Annotated in this window: 3 protein-coding genes; all 3 read right to left on the bottom strand. The window is 64.8% G+C overall.

Going from position 1 to position 22,930, the window contains the following annotated elements; translation table 11 throughout:
• Nucleotides 1–60 precede the first annotated feature (60 nt).
• Nucleotides 61–7,350: an amino acid adenylation domain-containing protein gene (locus tag M1D99_RS17845; protein ID WP_458130533.1), complete on the bottom strand. Its 7,290-nt coding sequence runs from the start codon at nt 7,348–7,350 to the stop codon at nt 61–63.
• Between the two features lie 280 nt (nt 7,351–7,630).
• Entirely contained in the window at nt 7,631–8,896 is a 1,266-nt protein-coding gene (locus tag M1D99_RS17840; RefSeq protein WP_434570783.1) for a glycosyltransferase, read from the bottom strand.
• Between the two features lie 447 nt (nt 8,897–9,343).
• Nucleotides 9,344–22,927 (bottom strand): amino acid adenylation domain-containing protein, encoded by a 13,584-nt coding sequence (locus M1D99_RS17835; protein WP_458130532.1) that lies wholly within the window; start codon nt 22,925–22,927, stop codon nt 9,344–9,346.
• Between the last annotated feature and the right edge of the window lie 3 nt (nt 22,928–22,930).

The following is a 22,930-nucleotide window of genomic DNA, read 5'->3' as shown; positions in this document are numbered from 1 at the left end:
ACGACCGGGCGATGGAGTCATGCGGGGCCGTCAATCCGGCCCCGTGATCGTCGGTCATGGTCAAGCCAATGCGCCCATGGATTCGGCGTTCCTGGCCCGGACCAGGTCCATCCGCGACTGGATGCATTGACCCACTCGCAAGATGTGCGGCTCGCGCATCATGGTCAGATGGTCGCCCTCGACGGCGACGCGCTGCACGTGCGGCGCAATCGAACGCCAGCCGCGGTACGGGTCGCGGAAGGCTGTGCCCACCAATTCGTGGGGGGCTTGCAGCACATCGGGCAGTTCGACATCCGCCGCGAACAGCGTGATAGGCAAATCCAGTGGCGGGAAGCGATAGTCCAGCAGCCCTTGCCAGTTGGCATGGAACACGCGGAACAGTTGATCGAGCGTCGCCAGGGTGATGCTCGCGTCGAAAATGCCCTGGTCGATGCCGTGTTGCCGGATCGCCGCGAAGGCCTGAGGATCGTCCAGGGCGGCGAAGTCCAACGCTTGGTAGGCGTATTCCTTCTGGCCGTCGCCGCTGAGCAGTTCCCACATGAACCAGTTCATGAACTCGCTGCGTTCAATCTGCACCTCGCCCTGGCTGACGCGCACGATGGTGTCCAGCAGGAACACGTTATGCAGGCGCCGTCCGCGGCGCTGCAACTCGCTCGCCAGTTCATACGCCACGACGCCGCCATAGGACCAGCCGCCAATGTTCAGGGGGCCTTGGGGCGCGACCTGCTCAATGGCGTCCGCGTAGTACACCGCCTGGGCCTGTACCGATTGCAAGGGCTCACGGGCATCCCAGGTACCCGGCGCTTGCAGGGCATACAGGTGGACCTGGTCCTTGAGCACCCGCGCCAGTGCGGCATAGCACAGCACATGTCCGCCGATGGGGTGGACGAGGAACAACGTCGGACGGCGCGTGGCATTCTTGAAGTCCACCAGCGCGCCGGCGCCAGGGTGTCCGGTTGCGGTCTGTTGCAGCACCTGGGCGAATTCGGCGATGGTCGGCGCCTGGATGAAGTCGGACAGCGAAGGCTCCAGGCCTTGATGCCTGGCGAGCATGGCCACCAGTTGTACCGCCTTGAGCGAATTGCCGCCCAGCTCGAAGAAGTTGTCGTGGATGCTGATGCTGTCCAGGTCCAACGTTTCCTGCCAGTAGGCTTGCAGCAAATCCTCCATGGCATTGCGCGGGCCGATGAACGGACGCTGCAAGGTGGTCTGGACGTCGATCTTCTGCAAACGCTGCCGGTCGATCTTGCCCGTGGGCCCGAGGGGCAGCTTCGTGATCTTGACCAGTGTGTTCGGCACCATGTAGTCGGGCAGTGCCAGGCGCATTTCTGCTTTGAGCTGATCCAGGTCCGGCTCGCAGCCCGGCAGGGCCTGGACGAACCCCACCAGGTAACGGCTGCCATCGGTTGCCAGCTTGTCGATGACCGCCACCTGCTCGATGTCGGCCCTGAACCGTGCCGAGCCGAGCATGGCCACTTCGATCTCGCCGAGCTCGACGCGGTAGCCACGAATCTTGACCTGGGCGTCGCTGCGTCCCTGGTACACCAGATCACCGTCGGGCAGGTAGAAACCGATGTCGCCGGTTTCATACAAGCGTCGGGTCTGGCCTTCGAGCTGGCGATAGATAAAGCGTTCGTCGGTCAGGTCGGGGCGATTCCAGTAGCCATTGGCAAGGCTGGCCCCTTCGATGAACAGATCGCCCACCACGCCGACCGGGCAGGGGTTGCCGGTCCCGTCGAGGACATGCATGCGCACGCCGTCGATGGGCGTGCCGATCGGCGGCATGCTCGGCCAGGTCGCGGTCGCGCCTTCAAGTCGCAAGCGCGTCACCACGTGGGCCTCGGTCGGGCCATAGTGGTTCTCGACATGGCAGTCGCCGAGGCGATCGATCAGGTCACGGATTTCGGCGGTGATTTTCAGCTGCTCGCCAGCCACATTGATCTGGCGTAGCGATGCCGGGTGGATACCGAGCTGCAGGGCGATCTCGGCCAAGCCCTGGAAGGCGACGTACGGCAGGAACAGGCGATTGACCTGTTGCGCGTCAATAAACCTCAGCAAGCGGATGAAGTCATAGCGCAGCCCTTCGTCAATCATCACCAGCTCATGCCCGCTGGACAGGGTCGAGAAAATTTCCTGGAACGAAACGTCGAACGAAATGGGCGCGTACTGCAGCGTCTTCAGCGTATCGACATCCCGTGGCTGCTGGCGGTTTTGCCAGAGAATCATGTTGGTCAAGGCCCGGTGCGGCATGGCCACGCCTTTCGGGCGGCCGGTCGAGCCGGAGGTATAGAGCACGTAGGCGTTGTCTTCAGCCATGACGCCTGCGGCAATGGCGGCCACCCGTTGATGACTGCCGGCCAGGTTGTCGTCGAAGCCGGCGACCACGCTGTCCCAATGGCGCGTATCGGCCTGGCCGGCCAGGGACATCGCCAGGCTCGCGGAGGCATCGGCGAACAGCACCAGTCGCGGTTGCGAGTCTTCGAGAATCAGTTGGATGCGTTCGTCCGGATAGCTCAGGTCGATCGGCACGTACGCGGCGCCGGCCTGCACGACACCGAGCAAGGCGACGATCAGGTCGGGCGAGCGCGGCATCATGATCGCGACCCGATCACCCTGGCCGATACCGTGCCGGTGCAGCCAGCCCGCCAGTTGGGCGCAAGCGTCCTGCAATTGACGATAGGACAGGCGGGCCTGGCCAAGGCTCACGGCAGTCTGCTCGCCATGCCGGGCGAAACTGTCCAGCAAGAGGCTCGACAGGTTGTCGTGGGGCAAGGCCGTCGTGGCCCTGGGCGTGGTTCGTTCGATGGGCGGCAGCCAGGCTGCAATGGTTGGTTTGGCCTCAGGGATGGCGATCATCAGTTCCAGCGTGCGCAGCAGGTAATCGGCATAGGCTTCGACCTGGCTCGTGGCGACACGGGCGGTGCGGTAGTCCATCTTCAACATCAGCGAACCGTTGGCCGGATGGCGACCCAGGGTGGTCAGCAGGTCGTAGTTGCTCGCTTCCGTCGTTTCCCAATCGGTGAGGATCTCTTCGCCTTGGGCCAGCAGGTCCTTGAGCACATAGAAGTCGACGTAGTTGAACACCACGTTCAAGGCGACGTCGGTCTCGCGATGGATCAACGCGAACGGGTAGCGCCGGTGGGGGAATACCTGTCGTTCCTGGGCAATCGTTGCCCGGATCAACGCCAGCCAGCTCGGTCCCTGGCTGCTGAAACGTACCGGCAGGGTATTGAGGAACAGGCCCAGGACCGAGGCGGCATCTTCGAATTCCGGCCGGCCATGGCTGATCACGCCACACAGCACTTCCTTTTGATTGGACATGATCGCCTGGGCGAAACCGTGGGCCGTCAGCAGGACCGCGCGCAAGGGCAGGTCGTGGGCCTGGCAGAACGCTTCGAGGCGGGCCAGGTCCGCGGCGGGCAACTCACGGTAGGCCGAGCGGTGCGGCGTCGAGTCTGGCGCCACGGCATGAATCCAGCTGGTCATGGCGGCGGCGGGGGCCTCATGCAAGTATTCGCGCCAGAACCGGCGGTGGGGCTGCGTTGCCGTGGCCTCTTGCTCCAGGACCACGAAGTCTGCCGGCGTGGTGGTCAGGGCAGGCAGTGCGTCGGCGCCAGGCACCGCGGTGTAGAGCGTGATCAGGTCGCGCATCAAGGTGGCGACGCTCCAACCGTCGAGAATCGCATGGTGGAAGCTGAAGACCAGATCGATCTCGTCCTGCGCGACGAACACACAGAATTGATACAGCGGTGCCCGATGCCAGTCTTCGCGGCAGCGCTTGCGTTCCTCCACGTAGGCGGCAATGGCCTGGGCCCGGGCATCGGGACTCAGCGGGCGTACGTCGATGACCTGCACGGGAGGCTCGACCGTCGCGTGCACCCGGGCCATGGGCACCTCGGCGTGACCGATATCGAACGACATGCGCAAGGCCGGATGACGGCGGATCAAGGCGGCGCAGGCCCGTTCCCAGGCCGGCGCATCCCAAGGCAGGCGCAAGCGGTAGCGGAAGATGTCGTGATAGATCGCCGAGTCCGGGTGCATCATCGAGTGATAAATCATCCCGACTTGCAACTGCGAAGCGGCAAACACGTCATCGAACACGCCTTCACTGGCCAGGCGGATCGCTGCCGGGACCTGGGCGAAAGGCTTCACGTGGGTCAAGGGTTCGAGCCCGCTGGCTGATGTTTGCCCAGCCTGCAGGACCTCGGCCAACTGGGCGATGGTCGGGGACTGGTAAACCTGCGCCAGGGTCAACGCAATGCCTCGTTCACGGGCGTTGATTTGCAAGTGAATGACTTTCAGGGAGTCGCCACCGAGCATGAAGTAGTTGTCATGGATGCCCAGCGTCGAGCGCTTGAGGTTGTCCCGCCATAGCTCGGCGAGCAGCTGCTCCAAGGCGGTGCGTGGCGCTGTCGTATCGCAGCCCTGGGTGGCGGAAGGCTCGGGGAGGGCCTTGCGGTCCAGCTTGCCGTTGACACTCAGCGGGAACTGCTCGAGCGCCATCAGATGCCTGGGCACCATGTAGTCGGGGACCCGTTGGCGCAAGGTTTCCTGCAGCGCTTGCGGGGATGGCGAGCATCCGGGCTCGCTCACCCAATAGGCGTTGAGGTACGCATCACCGGTCTCCTGGCGGGCGATCACGACCACATCCTTGACCCCTTCGCACGCGAGCAGGTGGGCTTCGATCTCGCCCAGTTCGATGCGCAGGCCGCGAATTTTCACCTGGAAATCGTTGCGTCCCAAGTATTCGAGGCTGCCATCGGGCAACCAACGCCCGAGGTCACCGGTCTTGTACAGCCGGGCCTGGGGCTCGCTGCGGAAGGGGTCGTGGATGAACCGTTCGGCCGTCAGTTCGGGACGGTTCAGGTAGCCCCGGGCGACGCCGATGCCACCGATGTGCAACTCGCCGGCCACCCCCGGCGGCAGCTGTTGCAGGTTCCCATCAAGGACATGCATCTGGATATTCGCGATGGGGCGGCCGATCGGTACGATGCCGTCGTGCGCATCGTGCCGGCAATGCCATGCGGTCACGTCGATGGCCGCTTCGGTGGGGCCATAGAGATTGTGCAACTGCACCCTCGGCAAATATTCGAAAAAGCGCTTCTGCAAGGCATGGGGCAAGGCCTCGCCGCTGCACAGGACTTTCTGGAGCGCGGATAGGCGCCGGGGCTCCACCTGATCGAGAAAAACCTGCAACATCGATGGGACAAAATGCAGCAGTGTGATGCCGGCGCTCGCCATGATGTCCATCAAGTAGCGCGGGTCCTTGTGCCCGTCGGGGGCGGCGACGATCAGTTGCGCACCGCTGAGCAATGGCAGGAAAAACTCCCAGACCGACACATCGAAACTGAACGGGGTCTTTTGCAGGATCCGGCTGTGTTCATCGACGCCATAGGCATCGCGGGCCCAGAGCAAGCGATTGACCACCCCGTCATGCTGGTTCATCACGCCCTTGGGCAAACCGGTGGAGCCGGAGGTGTAGATGACATAGGCCAGGTGCCGAGGCGTCAGCCCGAGCGCGGCGGCGTCCGGGTTGTGCGTCGGTTGTCGGGACAGTGCTTCAGGCTCGGCATCCAGGCACAACACCGGCACCGTCACGGCGGGCAGGCTGGCCAATAGGCCTTGGCTGGTGATCAGCGCACAGGGCGCGCTGTCGCTGAGCATATGGCTCAAGCGGTCGGCAGGATAACCTGGGTCCAGCGGCACGTAGGCGGCACCCGCCTTGAGAATGCCCAACAGGCCGACCACCATCTCCAGGCTGCGCTCCATGCAGATGGCCACGCGATCGTCGCGGCCAACACCGGTTTCCAGCAGGGCATGGGCCAGGCGGTTGGCCTGGCGATTCAACGCGTCATAGGTCAGCGCCTGGTCCGCGAAGCGCACCGCGATCGCGTCGGGGCGAGCGGCGACCTGGGCTTCGATCAATTGATGGAGCAGCACATCCTTGGAGTAGTCGATGCCGGTGCGATTCCATTCCTTGAGCAGTTGTCGCTCGGCGGGCGACAGCGTATCGAGGGCCATGACCGACACGTCGAAATCAGCGGCCACGCTTTCCAGGATGTTCATGAAGCGTTGCTGCAAGGCTTCGATCTGCGGCGCGTCGAAATACCCCTCGTTGTAGATGAAGTGCATCCACACTTCGTCTTCCGGCGCGGACTCGCGCACGTGCATCGCCAGCGGGATCTGTTCGTAGCCATTGCTGAGCTTGACCGGTTGTGCCGGCGCTGGCCCGTACCAGGTGTCCTGGTCCTGTTCGTACGACACCACCACGTCGAACAACTGGCGCCGGCCCTGGTTCTGCAAGCCGAGTTCGCGGTTGAGCTCGCTCAACGGAAAGCGCTGGTAGCGATAATCCTGCTTGAGCGTCAGGGCAATCTTGCCGACCAGGTCGCTGAAACTCAGGTCGGTGCCCAGGCTCAGGCGGACCGGGCTCATGCCGACGAACAAGCCCATCGTGGCCTTGTGGGCGGCATTGGCGCGGTTGAGGATGGGCAGGCCGATGACGATTTCATCCCGTTGCTCGGTGCGCGCAAAGTAGCTGTACAACACCCCCAGCATGACGTGGAAGACCGTCGCCTGGCCCGTGGCCTTGGCGTTTTCGCCGAGGCGGTTATAAAGCGCCCGCGGCAATCGCCAGGCATGGTTCTGGCTGGGCGCCAGGCGCTGGCCGAACTGACCCGGCTGACGGGGCGCGAGCAGGGGCTCGGGCAACGTGCGGTATTTCTCCAGCCAGTATTGGCGCTGGCGCTGGAACGAAACCGAGTCTTTGCTGGCGACTTGCTGCTCGACATAGGCTTGATAGGTCGGTGCCGTCGTCGTGTTTTGCGCCTGGTCGTGCAGGGCGGTATAGGCCTGGCTGAGTGTTCGGCCAATCATGGCGAAGGACCAGCCATCGATGATCAAGTGGTGGCAATTGACGAAGCAGTAGTGGAGGCCTTCACGGACCTTGACCAGGTCCGCGCGCACCAGCAGCCCATCGTCAAAGGAAAACGGGGTCTGCAGCTTGGCCTGCAGCAAGGCCAATGCGCTGGCCTCCGGGTTGGCATGGCCCGAAACGTCGTGCAGCCCCAGCGGGACGTCTACCGGCCCAAGGAAGCGTTGGCGCGGCAGAGGGTGCTCGGCCGAGCCAGGCACGAGTTGGATCCGCAGGGCATCGTGGCCGTTGACGACCTGGTTGAAGGCCGTCTGCAACAGCGCGGCGTCGACCGCCCCGTTGATACGGGCATAACCGCCGATGTTGTACAGCGGGCTATCGGCGTGTAGCACCTGGTCCAGCCAGATGTCCAGTTGCGGAGTGGTGAGGGGATACAGTACGCGCTCTGCGTTCGACGCGGGCAGGGTCTGGGGCATGGTGCTCTCCGTGGGCCGATCCGGTGGCCCGATGAAACGAATGAAAAAAAATGCCGTCAGGCCGTGATGCTGTTCACTCGAGAAAAGTGCTAATCCTGTGGCGAGGGAGCTTGCTCCCGCTGGGCTGCGCAGCAGCCCCCAAAACGACCATCGCGGTGTTTCAGGTTGATTGTGGGCAGCTTCCTTGGGGCTGCTGCGCAGCCCAGCGGGAGCAAGCTCCCTCGCCACAAAAGCTCCCTCGCCACAGGTCTGTCGACGGCCTCCACTCATCGACTCGTGATTACGCGACGCGATACGTGGCGGCTCTGCGGGCGACGGCCTCCACTTGCAGCGCTGCCGCTTCGCGGGCGCTGTCGCCAGGAGGCATCAGTTGGCTGTAGCGGTCGCAACTGGCGCGTACCTCATGACTGTTGAGCACCGTGTCCAGGGCCGTCGCCAATGACTCGGCGCAGGCCGGTGCGAAGACTTGCAAGCCGCACCCCAGGCGCTGCATTCGCGCTGCATTGTCGAAATGGTCATGGGCAAATGGCGTGACGATCTGTGGCACCCCGGCGGCGATTGCCAAGGCCGTGGTCCCGACGCCGCCGTGATGCACCAGGGCCGCTGTGTGGGGCAGGATGCGGCTCATGGGGACATAAGGCCTGACCAGGATCCTGCCGTCGCTGGACAACGAGGGGTCTACCGCCTGGCTGGTCAGGAACACGCCGCGGCGGTCGATCGACTTCAGCGCTTGGGCCGCAGCGGAGAAATACTGTGCGGCATTGACCGTCGTCGAACCCGGGGTAAACACCACCGGCGGGGCCACGCTCAAAAAGTCCTCCAGTTCGGCGTCTGGCGCCTCGAAGCCGGACTCATCGAATAACGGGAACCCGGTCAGTACCGTCTGGGCAGGCCAGTCTTGTTGGATCGGGGCGAACCAGTCCGCAAACAATCCCAACACCCGGTCAGGCGAGGAAATCCACCGACTGATGATGCGCTTGACCGGGGGTAAGCCCAATTCGCGGCGGAAGCTGTTGAGCTCAGGCTTCATGAGCCGATCGAGGAAGGCATGTTCGATGACCCCCAGTAGCAGGCGCCTCAAGGGATACGGTACGAAGGTTGGCAGGTTCGTTCCCGGTGGATGGACGGGGCGCGCAAGGGGCGACCAGATGGCGAACGGTGTGACCTGGCCTGTGACCAGTGGGATGCCGTGCCGTTCCTGAAGCAGGCGGGCGGAAAACGCCCACAACGAACCCAGCATGACGGTGTCGTCGTCGCACGCCTGTTCCAGTAGCCGATACTGTTCGCGCAACGTGCCGCCGACGGTTTTCCATAGGGTGGGCAGTGACGTACGCGGATGCCACAGCGCCGGGTCAGCCATGACGGCTCGATATTCCTCGCGGGTGCCCAGGGGCAGGAACTTGAAGCCGCAGCGCTCGATCACCGGCGCGAACACCGCGCTGGCGCAAAAGGTTATCCGATGCCCGCGCGCGGCGAGGGTACGGCCGATCCCGATAAATGGGTGAACGTCACCGGCTGAGCCGATGGCCGTAATGATCACATGCATAAGGCTCCCTTTTAGAGTGATCGTGCGATGGATGACAGTCCTGACCGGCGGGCGATCGGACATCGCCTGTGGATTCCGTCCACAGAAACGATTCAGCTTGAGGGGTTATTTAAGCGGTTGCAGGTAGGAAGCGTCTGTAGCGGAAAACGGGGACATTCCAGCCCGCAGATCAGGGGGTGAAACCTTGTGGTGAATGCAAAACTCATCACACCCCAGATTCCCTGTGGGAGCGAGCCTGCTCGCGAAAGCGGTGGGTCAGCTTGCATCAGCATTGACTGTGCCGCCGCCTTCGCGAGCAGGCTCGCTCCCACAAGGGGCTTGTGGTGAATTACCAAATTCCATCAACACCCAAATTCCCTGTGGGAGCGGGCTTGCTCGCGAAAGCGGTGGGCCGTCTCTCACATTCTGGGCTGCCCAGCGAATCGCTCGCAGGACAGCCCAAACCGGTTATGACGTGGCGACTGCTTTCAAGGCCAGGGACATCGCCTCGCCCAGCTTGGCCACATGGGGCGCCTTGACCAGTGTGTTGTGGGTGCCGGGCAGTGGCGTCACGCTCACCTGGTCGGCCAGCAACGCGCGCCAGCCCAGGGTCGGGTCGCTGCGTTGCTGTTCGCTCGCGGTGAACAGCGACACCCTGAGCGGGGTGGGTGGGCTGACGTAGGCGCCGATGGCGAGTCGCATCCGATAAGCCACTTGCAGATGCGTGCGCAGCAGGACGGCGTCGATGTCGTGTGGCAACTCCTCCGGTAGCAGGCGGTGGCTGGTGCACAGCGCCAGCATGGCGTCGATGTCCGAGTGTTCCGCCAGCGCGGTCAGTTGCTGCAACAATCCTGGATCGACCTGCTCGGGCAACCAGGCCATCAGGAACTGCGCTTCACTGATCGATTGTTCGGGCACCGGATCCGGGCGCGCCGACGCATCGATGATGCCGAGGAACTCCACGGCCTCACCACCGGCTTGCAGTTGACGGGCCATTTCATAGGCGATCAGGCCACCGACCGACCAGCCGGCGATCCGGTACGGACCTTGTGGCTGGAGCTGACGGATGGCCGTCAGATAACGCCTTGCCATGGCCGGCACATCGGACAGCGGTGCCTCGCCCGCCACCAAGCCACTGGCTGCCAAGCCATAGACCGGTACCTGGGGATCGAGCGCTGGCGCCAGGTCCCGCGCATATTGCACTTCGCCGCCCAAGGGATGGACCAGATACAACGGCCGCTGGGAACCCGTACGGCGGATCGGCACCAGATTGCGCTGGGCACCCGGCCGGGATTGGCCGTCGAGGGTCCTGGCGAAACCGGCGATGGTCGGCTCGACGAACAGGTCACGCACGGCGATCGGTTTACCGAGGACTTTGCGCAGGCGAGAGGCCATTTGCACCGCCATCAGCGAAATGCCGCCGAGGCTGAAGAAGTCGTCATGGCGACTGATCCGCTCCTGTTTGAACAGGTCCTGCCAGAGGGCCGCGATGGCGGTCTCGGTGTCGCCTTGAGGCGCTTCATAAGGCAACGGCGCAGGGCCGTCTTCGACAGTGGCGGGTTGGACGATGGCATTGGCCGAGCGCACCAGCGGCGGCGTGTTTTGCAACAACTGGCCGATGGACTGCTGTGGATCGCTCACCAGGTTTTCCAAGACGCTGGCAAAGAGTCCGGCGATGTTCTGCACGGTGGCGATGTCGAACAGATCGTTGGCGTATTGCAGGCTGCCACCGATGCGCTCGCCATTGTCGATCAGCGACAGTGACAGGTCGAACTGCGTGGTGTTGTGCGGGCTGGCCAGGGTTTGCACCTCAAGCCCTGGCAGTTGCAGCGGCGCCGGTGGCGTGTTGTCCAGGCTCAACATCACCTGGAACAACGGGCTGTGGCTCATGCTGCGCGTCGGTTGCAGGGCGCTCACCACCTGCTCGAAAGGCAGGTCCTGGTGATTGTACGCAGCCAGGGTCAGGTCCTTGATTCGCCCCAGCAGTTCGTCGACGCGGGTGTCGCGCTCGGTGGTGACTCGCAACGCCAGGGTGTTGGCGAAGAAACCGATCAATGCCTCCAGCTCCGGACGCTGACGGTTGGCCACCGGTGTACCGACCACCACATCGTGTTGGCCGCTCAGATGACTCATCAGCACCGACCAGCCCGCTAGCAAGACCATGAACAACGTGGTGCCCCGGGCCTGGCTGAACGTACGCAGGTCGGCGCTGAGGGCGGGTGAAAAGCCGCACTCGATGATGCCGCCGGTATAGCGCTGGATCGCCGGGCGCGGACGGTCCAGCGGCAGGTTCAGCAGCACGGGTGCGCCTTCCAGGTGTTGCCGCCAGAAGTCGATCTGCGCTTGCAGCGCCGGGCCTTCAAGGGATTGTCGTTGCCAGGCGGCATAGTCCACGTACTGCAACGCCAGGGGCGGCAACGGGTCTTTCTGGTCTTGGGTGAAGGCGTTGTAGAGCACGCTGACCTCACGGGCCAGCACGCTGTTGGACCAACCGTCGGAAACGATGTGGTGCAAGGTGATGAACAGCACATGTTCGTCATCGGCCAATTGCACCAGGTGGCCGCGCAGCAGTGGTCCGCTGTGCAAGTCGAACAGTTGCGTGGCGTTGACCTGGCCGAGGTGCTCAAGGGTGGCCTGGCGTTCAGCGGGGGCGATGGTGCGCAGGTCCTGCTGCTCCAACCGAAAGCCATAGTCGGCCGGCGCGATTTTTTGCAAGGGCTCGTCGTCCACCAGCTCGAACCGCGTGCGCAAGGTTTCGTGACGCGCCACCAGGCGGTCGAGGGTCGCTTGCAACGCCGGTTTGTCCAGCGTTCCCTTCAGGCTCAAGGCCAGTGGCAGGTGATAGGCCGCGCCCGCCGCGTGGTCCAAATGATCGAGGAACCACAACCGCTGTTGCGAGAAGGACAACGGCAGGCGCCCGGCGCGATTGGCCAAGGGAATCGACACGGCCTCGGTGGGCGAGGCCGCGTGTACCAGGGCGGCGAGGCCACGCACGGTCGGCGCGTCGAACAGTTCGCGCAGCGTCAGCCGTGCGCCCAGCTTGCGCCGCAGCCGCGACAGCAGTTGCACGGCGAGCAGCGAATGGCCACCGAGTTCAAGGAAACCGTCGTGACGACCGACCTGGTCCAGGTGCAGCAAACCTTTCCAGATCTCGGCAATGGCGATTTCGGTGTCGCCCTGGGGCGCCTCGTAGGTTTTGCTGGCCAGGGAGTCCTGGCCGGGGGCCGGCAAGGTGCGGCGATCGAGCTTGCCGTTGGCGGTCAGGGGCAGGGCATCGAGGTGGACGAAGGCGCTGGGTACCATGTACTCCGGCAGGCCGCTCAGCAACGCGCTACGCAGTTGCTCGGCCGGGACCGGTTCACCGCAGACATAGGCGACCAGCCGCTTGCTGTCCCCATCGCCTTGGCTGTCCTCCCGGGCGATGACCACGGCCTCGCGGATACCTGGATAGGCCACCAGGGCGTTCTCGATCTCCCCCAACTCGATGCGGAAGCCACGGATCTTCACCTGGAAATCATTGCGCCCCAGGTATTCCAACGTGCCGTCGGCCAACCAGCGACCGAGGTCGCCGGTCTTGTACAGCCGCGCGTTCGGCGCGGTGCTGAACGGGTCGGCGACGAAACGCTCGGCGCTCAGCTCGGGCCGGTTCAGGTAACCCCGGGCCACGCCGGCGCCGCCAATGTGCAGCTCGCCAGCCACGCCCAACGGCGTCGGTTCCCCACGGGCATCGAGCACATGCACTTGGACGTTGGCAATCGGCCGGCCAATGCTCGGGCGTTCGCCGAGGTCGCGGATCAAGTCGATGGTGGCGTCCACCGTGCATTCGGTCGGGCCGTACATGTTGTAGAAACGGATGCTCGGGCAGTCGCGCAACTTCGTCCAGGTCGCGGCATTGATCGCCTCGCCGCCGAGGAGCACGCTCACCGGTTGGTAGCGGCTGCGTTCCAGCAGGCCGGCGGCGAGCAGGGTATCGAGCTGCGATGGCGTGGAGTCGAAGGCGTGCACCTGGTGCTGTTCGAGGAAGTCCAGTAGTTCATGGCCGCTGGCACGGATCAGCTGCGGGATGATCACCAGCCGGTGGCCGGAGAACAGCTGCGAGATGCCCTTGATCGACATGTCGAAGAAGAACCCGGCGTTCAGCGCCACGGTGGCTGGGCTCGGGCAATGCTGGTGGGTGGTGCGGCGCAGTACCTGCCAGAAGTTGAACACCGAACGGTGCTCGACCATCACCCCCTTGGACTGGCCGGTGGAACCGGAGGTGTAGATCACATAGGCCAGGTGCTCGGCGGTGAGGCCGGCTACCTGCGGATTCGCATCGCAATCAGCGTCATCCGCCGCTTGCAGCGAGTCGCGGGTATCGAGCAACAACAGCGGTAGATCGCCAGACGGCAACGACAAAGCCGACTGGGTCAGCAAGGCCCGTGGCTGGCTGTCGTTGAGCATGAAGGCCATGCGCTCGGCGGGATGGGCCGGGTCGATGGGCACATAGGCGGCGCCAGCCTTGAGCACGCCGAGCAGGCCGACGATCATGTCCAGGCTGCGCTCGGCACAGACGGCGACACGCTGATCGGGCTCGACACCGAGGGCGAGCAACTGCCGGGCCAGGTGGTTGGCGCGGCGATTGAGCTGGCGGTAGGTCAGTTGCTGCTCTTCGCAGACCAGGGCCACGGCGTCGGGGTTGGCCTGGACCTGGGCTTCGAACAGGTGATGGATCGGTTGCGCGGCGCCGAAATCGCTGGTGGTGCGGTTGAAGTCCGTCAGCAGCAATTGCCGCTCGCTGGCGGGCAGCACGTCCAATTGGCTGGCGAGGCGTTCCGGGGCCTGTTCCAGGGCGTCGACCAGCGCGGCCACGGCCTGTGCCAGGTACGCGGCGATACGTTGCGGGTCGATGCCGGTGATGGATTGGGCGGTCAGGGAGAACCCGTCGCCCACATTCGCCACGGCAATTTCGATGGGGTAGTTGGTGCGGGTTTCGGAGGCGATGAAATGCATGCCTTCGTGGTCGCCCATGTCCTCGACGTTTTCCCCGGACGCGTTCACCAGGTCGCCATGGCGGCAGTTGAGGATCACCGTGAACAAAGGCAACGAGGCATCCACCGCACTGCAACGCTGGGCCAGGGCCAGGGACGCCTGTTCGTGGGTCAGTAATTCACTCAGTTGCTGGTAGGCGTCGCGGACAATGTCGCCGACGGTGTTTTGCTGCAGGCGAATGCGCATCGGCAGGGTGTTGATGAACATTCCCAATGCGTGGTCGGCACCGGCGGTGCCTTGGGAGCGGCCCGACAGCACCGTGCCGAAGATCCCGTCGTCACGTCCGCTGGTTGCCGCCACCACCAGGCCCCAGGCCGCATGGAACAGCACGGAGGTGGGCACGCCTTGCTGGCGTGCCATGCGATGCACCTGGGCGCTGAGCGCGTCGCCCAGGTGTTTCACGGCGCGCTTGATCCCGGCGCCGTTGCCTCGTACATCCAGCACGCCGTAAGGCGCGGTGGTGGCGTCGACATCGGCCAGCAAGCGACGGAAATAGGCTTCGTGATCGGCCTGGGACACGCTGGCGGCCTGGGCGATGAAGTTACGATAAGGCTGGGAGGGCGGCAGGCTGTCGGCCTGACCGGCCAGGATCGCCTGAATTTCCAGCATGATCAGGCGCAAGGTGACGTTATCGCTGACCAGGTGATGGTCGAGCAACGCCAGCAACCATTGGGCCTGGGGCTCGTCGTAGATGATGTACGCCGCGATCAGCGGTGCTCGCTGCAAGTCGAGTCGCAGGTGATGGGTATCGGTATGCTCGCGCAGGGTCTGCAAGGCGTCTTCGCCAGGGACGCAGTCCAGGGTCACCATCGGCAGTTGCGCCTGGCGATGCACCACTTGCACCGGCTGCGGCAAGCCGTGCCAGCGCAGGGCAGTGCGCAGGATGTCATGACGGTCGATGACCACCTGCACGGCGGCAAGGAAGTCGTCGAGCACCTGGCGACGGCTGAACGTCACCACGGTGCGCATCAGGTAGGCGTCGCCTTCGGACTGCAACAAGTGGTGGAACAGGATGCCTTCCTGCAGCGACGACAGCGGGTAGATGTCCTGCACGTTGGCGGCCCCGCCCGGCACGTCGGCGACGATCTGCTCGATTTCCCCCTGGGTGAGGGTCACCAGCGGCAGCATCTGCGGTTCGATGGCCGTGCAGTCGGCCGGGATCAGGTTGGCCGGGACGACCCGTTGGGCGTTGCTGCCACCGGCCAGGACCGTGGCCATGGCCTTGAGGGTCGGCGCGGCAAACACCGTGCGAACATCCAATTGCAGGTCGGCCTGGCGCAGGCGCTCGATCAGGCTGATGACCAGGAACGAGTGGCCCCCCAGTTCGAAGAAGTGATCCTGGCGACCCACCCGTTCAACCCCGAGCAGTTCCTGCCAGGCGTTGGCCAGGGTGCGTTCGATGTCGCCCAGGGGCGCTTCGTAGTGCTGGCTCGCGGCGGCGGACAAGTCCGGCGCCGGCAAGGCATTGCGGTCGAGCTTGCCGTTGGTGGTCAACGGCCAGGCGTCCAGGATCACGAAGGCGCTGGGCAGCATGTGTTCGGCCAGCACGTCGGCCAGTTGGCTACGCAGCGCCGAAGACTCAAGGACGCCGCCGTCATGGGCGATCAGGTACGCCACCAGGCGTTTGTCGCCAGGCGAGTCCTCGCGCACGATCACCAGGGCTTCGCGCACGTGTGGCAGGGCCAGCAGTTGGGCTTCGATTTCCCCCAGTTCGATGCGGAAACCACGGATCTTGATCTGCGAATCGTTGCGGCCCACGTAGACGACACCGCCGTCGGCGCGGTAGCGGGCGATGTCACCGGTGCGATACAAGCGTGCGCCGGGCGTTGCGGCATAGGGATCGTTGATGAACCGCTCGGCATTGAGGGCGTCACGGTTCAGGTAATGCCGGGCCACCCCCGCGCCGCCGATGTAGATCTCGCCATTGACGCCCACCGGCACCGGTTGCTGGTACTCGTCGAGGATGCGCAGGCACAGGTCGGGCAGCGGCGGGCCGATCAGGCTGGGCGCGCCGCTGTCGATTTCGATTTGGCTGATTGGGTAATACGTGGCATGCACGGTGATTTCGGTGATGCCGTACATGTTCACTAGACGGGTGCGTGACAGGACGGTGCGCGAGGCCCAGGGTCGCAGGCTGCGGAAATCCAAGGCCTCGCCGCCGAAGATCACCTCCCGCAGGGCATGTTCCTGGTCGCTGCGCTCGCGGGCTTCGATGAACTGGCGGAAGGCGCTTGGCGTCTGGTTCAGGACCGTGACCTGCTGCTGGCAGATCAGCCCGTAGAAATCGTCGGGCGAACGCGCCACCTCGCTGGGCACGATCACCAGCTTGCCGCCGTAGCTCAGCGCGCCCCAGATTTCCCAGACCGAGAAATCGAAGGCAAAGGAATGGAACAGGGTCCAGACATCGTCGCGACCGAAATCGAACAGCCCGGCGGTGGTGTCGAACAGCCGCGCGACATTGCCGTGTTCCACCAGCACGCCCTTGGGCAGTCCGGTGGAACCCGAGGTGTAGATGACGTAGGCCAGGTGCCGCGACGTCAGGCCCAGGGTATCGGCATCGGGGTTGTGGTCCAGGGATGCATCGGCTCGATCATCGGCGGCAACGTAATCGACCAGGTCCACCACCGGCACTTGATGTTCAGGCAAGGCGTCGAGGCAGGCCGATTGCGCCAACAAGGCCACCGGCGCGCTGTCCGCCAGCAGATAGCCGAGGCGTTCGCTGGGGTAGGCCGGGTCCAGCGGCACGTACGCACCGCCGGCCTTGAGCACGGCCAATACCGCGCAGACCATTTCCACCCCGCGCCGGGCCAGGATCGCGACTCGGTCGTCAGGGCGTACGCCCTGGGCGAGCAACGCCTGGGCGATGCGGTTGGCCCGGCGGTTGAGGTCTTGATAGCTCAGTTGCTGTTCGCCAAGCACCAAGGCGATGGCCTGGGGGTGAGCGGCGGCCAATTGTTCGAAGCGCTGGTGGATCAGCCACCCGGGAGCGCATGTTGCCTTGGGCGGCAGCGTCGCCGGCGAGGCCTGGCGCTGTGCCGGGCTGAGCAACGGCAGGCTGAGCACCGGTTGTTCGTCCGCTTCGACCAGCGCCTCCAGCAGCGTTTGGAAATGCTGGGCAAAACGCTCCACGGTGGAGCGGTCGAACAGGTCGCTGGCGTATTCGATTACCCCAGCCAGGGTGCCGCCGTCGTTGCCCAGGGTCAGCATCAAGTCGAATTGCGCGGTTTCATGGGCCTGGGCCACAGGCATCAGGGTCAGCCCGGGCAGGCTCAGTTCACCGCCGCCCGGGGTGTTGTCCAGTGACAGGGCGACCTGGCACAGCGGGTTGTGGCTCAGCGAACGCGGCGGCTGCACGGCTTCGATGACTTGTTCGAAGGGAATGTCCTGGTTTTCGTAGGCCGCCAGCGTCGTTTGTTTGATCTGTTCGAGCAGCGCTAGCACGCTCGGGTTCTCCGTCAGGTTCACCCGCAGGGCCAGGGTGTTGACGAAGAAACCGATGAGGTTTTCGGTTTCGGTGCGCCCGCGGTTGGCGGTCGGCACACCGATGACCACGTCGCGCTCGTTACCCAGGCGCGCCATGAGCACCGACCAGGCGCTGAGCAACGCCATGAACAAGGTGACGTTGTGCTGTTGGCAGAAGCGTTCCAGGCGTTCGCGCAAGGCCGGGGCGATCACCACCGGGACATCGCCGCCGCGATAACTTTGCATCGCCGGACGCGGGCGGTCGGTGGGCAAGGACAGCAAGGCCGGGGCGCCGCCGAGGTGCTCGCGCCAGAAATCCGCCTGGCGGTTGAGGCGTTCACCGTTCAGGGCCTGGTGTTGCCAGGCCGCGTAGTCGGCGTATTGGATCGGCAGGGCGGGCAACGGGTCGGCCTGGTCTTGGCTGAAGGCCTGGTAGAGAGCGGCCAGCTCCTTGACCAGGACACCGACCGACCAGCCGTCGGAGATGATGTGGTGTTGGGTGATCAGCAGGATGTGCTCATCGTCGGCCAGGCGCAGCAGGCGGCCGCGAATCAGCGGGCCCCGGGCCAGGTCGAACGGCGCCAGGGCTTCGCTGTTGCCGATACGGGCCGCGCTGAGGCTGGCCTGCTCATAAGGCAGCGTGCGCAAGTCCTGTTCGCCGAGGGCAAAGCCGCAGTTTGGCGCGGCGATGATTTGCACCGGATGCTCGCCACGGCGTTCGAAGGTGGTGCGCAGGCTCTCGTGACGTGCCACCAGGCGATCCAGGGCCGACTTGAGCGCGGCTTTATCGAGTTCGCCGCGCAGCAGCAGGGCGGCGGGCATGTGATACGCGCTGCCCGCGCCAGCGTCGAGCTGGTCGAGGAACCACAAGCGTTGCTGGGCAAACGACAGCACCAGAGGCTCGTTGCGGTCTGCCTGGCCGATGGTCTCGGTGCCGGGGCTGTGCAGTCCGCCCACGACCCTTGCCAATTCCTCCACGGTGGGATGGCTGAACAGTTCGCGCAGCATCAGTTCGCCGCCCAACTGCTGGCGGACCCGGGAAACCAGTTGCGCGGCCAGCAGCGAGTGGCCGCCCAATTCAAAGAAACTGTCGCTGCGTCCTACGCGTTCGAGGCCCAGCAATTCTTGGAAGATCTGTGCCAGGGCCGTCTCGGCGGCCCCTTGCGGCGCGGCATAACCGCGCTCGGACATGGCGTCCAGGCTCGGTGCCGGCAGTGCGTCCTGGTCCAGCTTGCCGTTGGCGGTGAGCGGGTAGGCCTGCAGGCTGACGAAGGCACTGGGGATCATGTAATCAGGCAGTGTGGCGCCCAACTGCTTGCGCAATGCCGCAACTTGCAGCACCGAACCCGTTTCAGGGATCAAGTAGGCGATCAGGCGCTTGCCCTGGCTCGCATCTTCACGGGCCAATACCCGCGCTTCCCGCACACCGTCACAGGCCAGCAGCTTGGCTTCGATCTCACCCAATTCGATGCGGAAACCGCGAATCTTCACCTGGGCGTCGATTCGGCCCAGGTGAACGATTTCGCCATTGTCCAACAGCTTGCCCAGGTCCCCGGAGCGATACAGGCGTTCGCCGGGCCGGAACGGGTCGGCAATGAAACGTTCGGCGCTCAAGGCCGGACGGTTCAGGTAACCACGACCCACCCCCAGCCCGCCGACACAGATTTCACCCGCCACGCCCACCGGCAGCAGCCGTTGATGGGCATCGAGCACGTAGGCCACGGTGGTCGGGATCGGCCGCCCGACATTCGAGATGCCGGCGGCAATGTCCGCCGCGCCAATGGCCTTGTAAGTCACGTGCACACAGGTTTCGGTGATGCCGTACATGTTCACCAGTGCCACATGCCCGAAGGCACGGTGGAAGGCGTCGAGCTTGCCCGGTTCCAGGCTCTCGCCACCGAAGATCACATAGCGCAAGCGTTCCAGGCGCACCTGTGGCGTCGAGAGGGCGGCGGCGCTGAGTTGCAGGAACGCCGACGGCGTCTGGTTCAGCACCGTCACTTGCTCGCTTTCAAGGAAACCCAGCAGTTCCACCGGATCGCGGCGCAGGGCCTCGGGCACCAGGCTCAGGCGCGCCCCGTAGAGCAGGGCGCCGAAGATTTCCCAGACCGAGAAATCGAAGGCGTTGGAGTGGAACAACGACCAGACATCGTCGGCGCTGAACTGGAAGTCCAGCCGATTGTTGTGCAGCAGGCGCACGACGTTGCGGTGTTCGAGCAGGGCACCCTTGGGTTCTCCGGTGGAACCCGAGGTGTAGATCACATAGCAGAGGTGGTCCGCCGCGCTGGCGTTCGGCAGGTTGGCCGCGCTGACGGTGCTGTCCGTGGCGACATCGAAGACTTCAATGCCGAGTTCCCGCAGCGCCAGGCCCATGTCCTGGCGGGCGATGGCCTTGCCTGCGCCGCTGTCGCGCAGCACATAGGCGATGCGCTCCTGGGGCGAACTCGGGTCGATAGGCACGTAGGCACCACCGGCCTTGAGCACCGCCAGGGTGGCGACGATCATCTGCACCGAGCGCTCCAGGGCGATGGCCACCAGCTCCTGGGGCTGCACGCCGGCGGCCCGCAGGCGACGGGCGAGGCGGTTGGCCTGTTCGTTGAGCTGTCGATAGCTCAACCGCTCCTCGCCCAGGTTGACGGCGATGCGGTCCGGGTATTGGCGCGCCTGTTCCTCGAAAATCTGATGCAAGGTCAGGGTGTCGGGCCAGGCCGCTTCGCTGTCGTTGAAGTCGAGGATCTGCCGTTGGCGTTCGGCGGCATCCAGCAGCGGGACTTCATCGACACGCTGCTGCGAATCCTCGACGAAGGCTTCCAGCAGGCGCACGTAATGGCGCATCAGTTGCTGGATGAACGCCGCGTCGAAGAACTCCGCGTTGTACACCAAGTGCCCGGCCCAATGTGACTCATCGGCCGTGATCAGCAGGTGCAGGTCGTTCTTGCCGTAACCCAGGTTGGTATCCAAGGTCGTGACTGCCAGGCCCGCCACCAGCGTGTTGCGGTCGGCGCCGCGCTGGAAATTGAAAAGCACGTCGAACAGCGCGGTACGGCTCATGTCCTTGGCCGGGTTGAGGGCCAGCACCAGTTGGTCGAACTGCATGTGCCGGTGCCGCTGGCCCTGGGTCAGGTTGTTGGCGGTCTGTTCCCAGAGCTGTTGCAAGGTCGTGTTGCTGTCGCACTGGCCGCGCATGACCAGCAGGTTGTCCAGCGGCCCGACGACATCCCGCAAGGCCGGTTCACGGCAGGCGGCCGTGGTGCCGATCACCAGTTCATCGTGGCCGGCGTAGCGGCGCAACAGCGCGGTGAATGCGCTCAGGGCCAGGCTGTCGCTGCTGACGCCGACCTCTCGGGCCAGCGCTTCGAGACGCCTTGCCAGTGCCGGTTCGAGGGTGAAGCTTTGGGTGGCTTCGGCAAACACATGCACCGCCGCCCGGGGACGATTCAGTGGCAGTTCCAGGGCTTGCAGCTTGCCGCGCAGTTGATAGGCCCAGTAGGCACGCAGGTTTTCCAGCACGGTGGCCGGCAGGTTGCGTTGCCAGGCGGCAAAGTCGCCATAGCTCAATGGCAATGCTGGCAACTCGGCGCTGCTGTCGGCGCAGGCGGCTTCGTAGAGGGCCAGCAGGTCGCGCTTGAGCAACTGCATGGAATTGCGGTCGGCCAGCAAGTGGTGCACGGCAATGGCCAGGATGGCGTTGTGTTCGTCCCCCCGTACCAGGGTTGCGCGCACCAGGCTGCCGCCGTCCATGGTCAATGGGCGGCGCGTTTCGGCCAAGGCCTGGGCTGCCAGATCGTCAGGGTTACCCTGGATCCGTTCGAGCGCCAGGCTGGCCGGGCCGTCGAATTGCTGCCAGGCACGGCTACCGTCGCTCAACACTCGGCAGCGCAGGATGTCGTGGCGGGCCAGCAAGCCGTCGAGGGCGGTTTGCAGGGCCGGTTGATTGAGCTCGCCGGTCAGTTCCAGCAGCAACGCAATGTTGTGGTACACCGGGTTGGCGTCGTACAGGTAACCGGTTTCGAAGGTGTCGACGAACCACATCCGCTCCTGGTGAAAGGACAGCGGCAGCCGTTCCGGCACAGGCACAAGGGCCTTGACCTCGGGCAAGGCCTGGGTCGGGTCCAGCTCCAGGGCGCCGATCCGGGTGTCCGGGGCTTCGGTGAAGCAGCGCAACAGGCGCTCGAAACGCGCAGCGAGGCGTTCGACGGTGGCGGCGTCGAACAACGCGGTGGAATACGACAGGCTGCAGGACAGGTTCGGGCCGCCTTCGTCGATGTGCAAGGACAGGTCGTGCTGGGTGTTGTCCTTGCGCGAGGGCAGGAATGCCAGGTTCAGCCCGGGCAATTGCAACTGGCCGCCGGCGCCTCCGGCATTGGTGTAGAGCATGGTCTGGAAGACGGGGCTGTAGCTGGCGCTGCGCGGCGGCTTGAGGGCCTCGACCACCAGTTCGAACGGGGTGTCCTGGCGGGTCGAGGAGTCCAGCATCAGTTCCTTGACCTGCTGCAATACCTGGTCAAGGGTGGGGTTGGCGTCCAGGCGTACGCGCAGGGCCAGGGTGTTGACGAAGAAGCCGATCAGCGCCTGTACGTCGTGGCGGTCGCGGTTGGCGGCGACGGTGCCGATCACCAGGTCCTGTTGGCCGCTGATGCGCGCCAGCAAGACCGCCCAGGCGGCCATCAAGGTCATGAACGGGGTCGCCGCGCGGGACTGGGCGAACTGGGCGATGGCGGCGGACAGCGATGCCGGCAGGTCGAAGCCCAGGGTTTCGCCGCGATAGCTCTGCACCGCCGGGCGGGCCCGGTCGGTCGGCAGCGAAAGCAGGGCCGGGGCGCCAGCCAGGTGCGCTCGCCAGAACTCCACCTGTTGGGGCAGGCGTTCGCCGTCCAGGTGCTGGCGTTGCCAGGCCGCATAGTCGGCGTATTGCCGGGTCAGCGGCGGCAGCGGATCAGGCTGCCCGGCGCTGAACGCCTGATACAAGGCCGCAAATTCCTTGACCAGGATGCCGATGGACCAGCCGTCCGAGATGATGTGGTGCTGGGTGATCAGCAGCCGGTGCTCGTCGTCGGCCAGGCGCAGCAGGGTGCCGCGGATCAGCGGCCCGCGCAGCAGATCGAACGGCGCCGTGGCGGCGTTTTCGCTCAGGTGCGCGGCCTCGGTGTCGGCCTGCTCCCGGGACAGGTGGCGCAGGTCATGGGTCACGAGGCTGAAGCCGCAATCGACCGGGGCGATGACTTGCACCGGCTGTTCGCCCTCCCGGCGGAAGGTGGTGCGCAGGCTTTCGTGTCGCGCCACCAGGCGATCGAGGGCAGCCTTGAGGGCGTCTTGGTCGAGGGCACCCTGCAGCGACAGCGAGGCGGGCATGTGATAGGCGGCGCTGGCGGTCGGGTCCAGTTGGTCGAGAAACCACAGCCGCTGCTGGGCGAACGACAGCGCCAGCGGAGCGTCGCGGTCGACGCGGGGCAGGTCCTCGGCAACGGTTTCGATGACCCGCGTCGCGCCGCGTTGCTTGAGCAGTCGCAGCAGTGCGGCACGTTTCAACTGGTCGAGACTATCGTTATGTTCGTTCAATTT

The sequence above is a fragment of the Pseudomonas sp. R3-41 genome (assembly GCF_054161485.1).
The sequence above is the reverse complement of the archived record's forward strand: the minus strand, read 5'-3'. Positions and strand labels throughout refer to the sequence as shown.

Excerpts from the sequence above, each read along its gene's own strand:
- M1D99_RS17845 (WP_458130533.1), bottom strand. The coding sequence starts at position 7,350 with ATGCCCCAGACCCTGCCCGCGTCGAACGCAGAGCGCGTACTGTATCCC.
- M1D99_RS17840 (WP_434570783.1), bottom strand. The coding sequence starts at position 8,896 with ATGCATGTGATCATTACGGCCATCGGCTCAGCCGGTGACGTTCACCCA.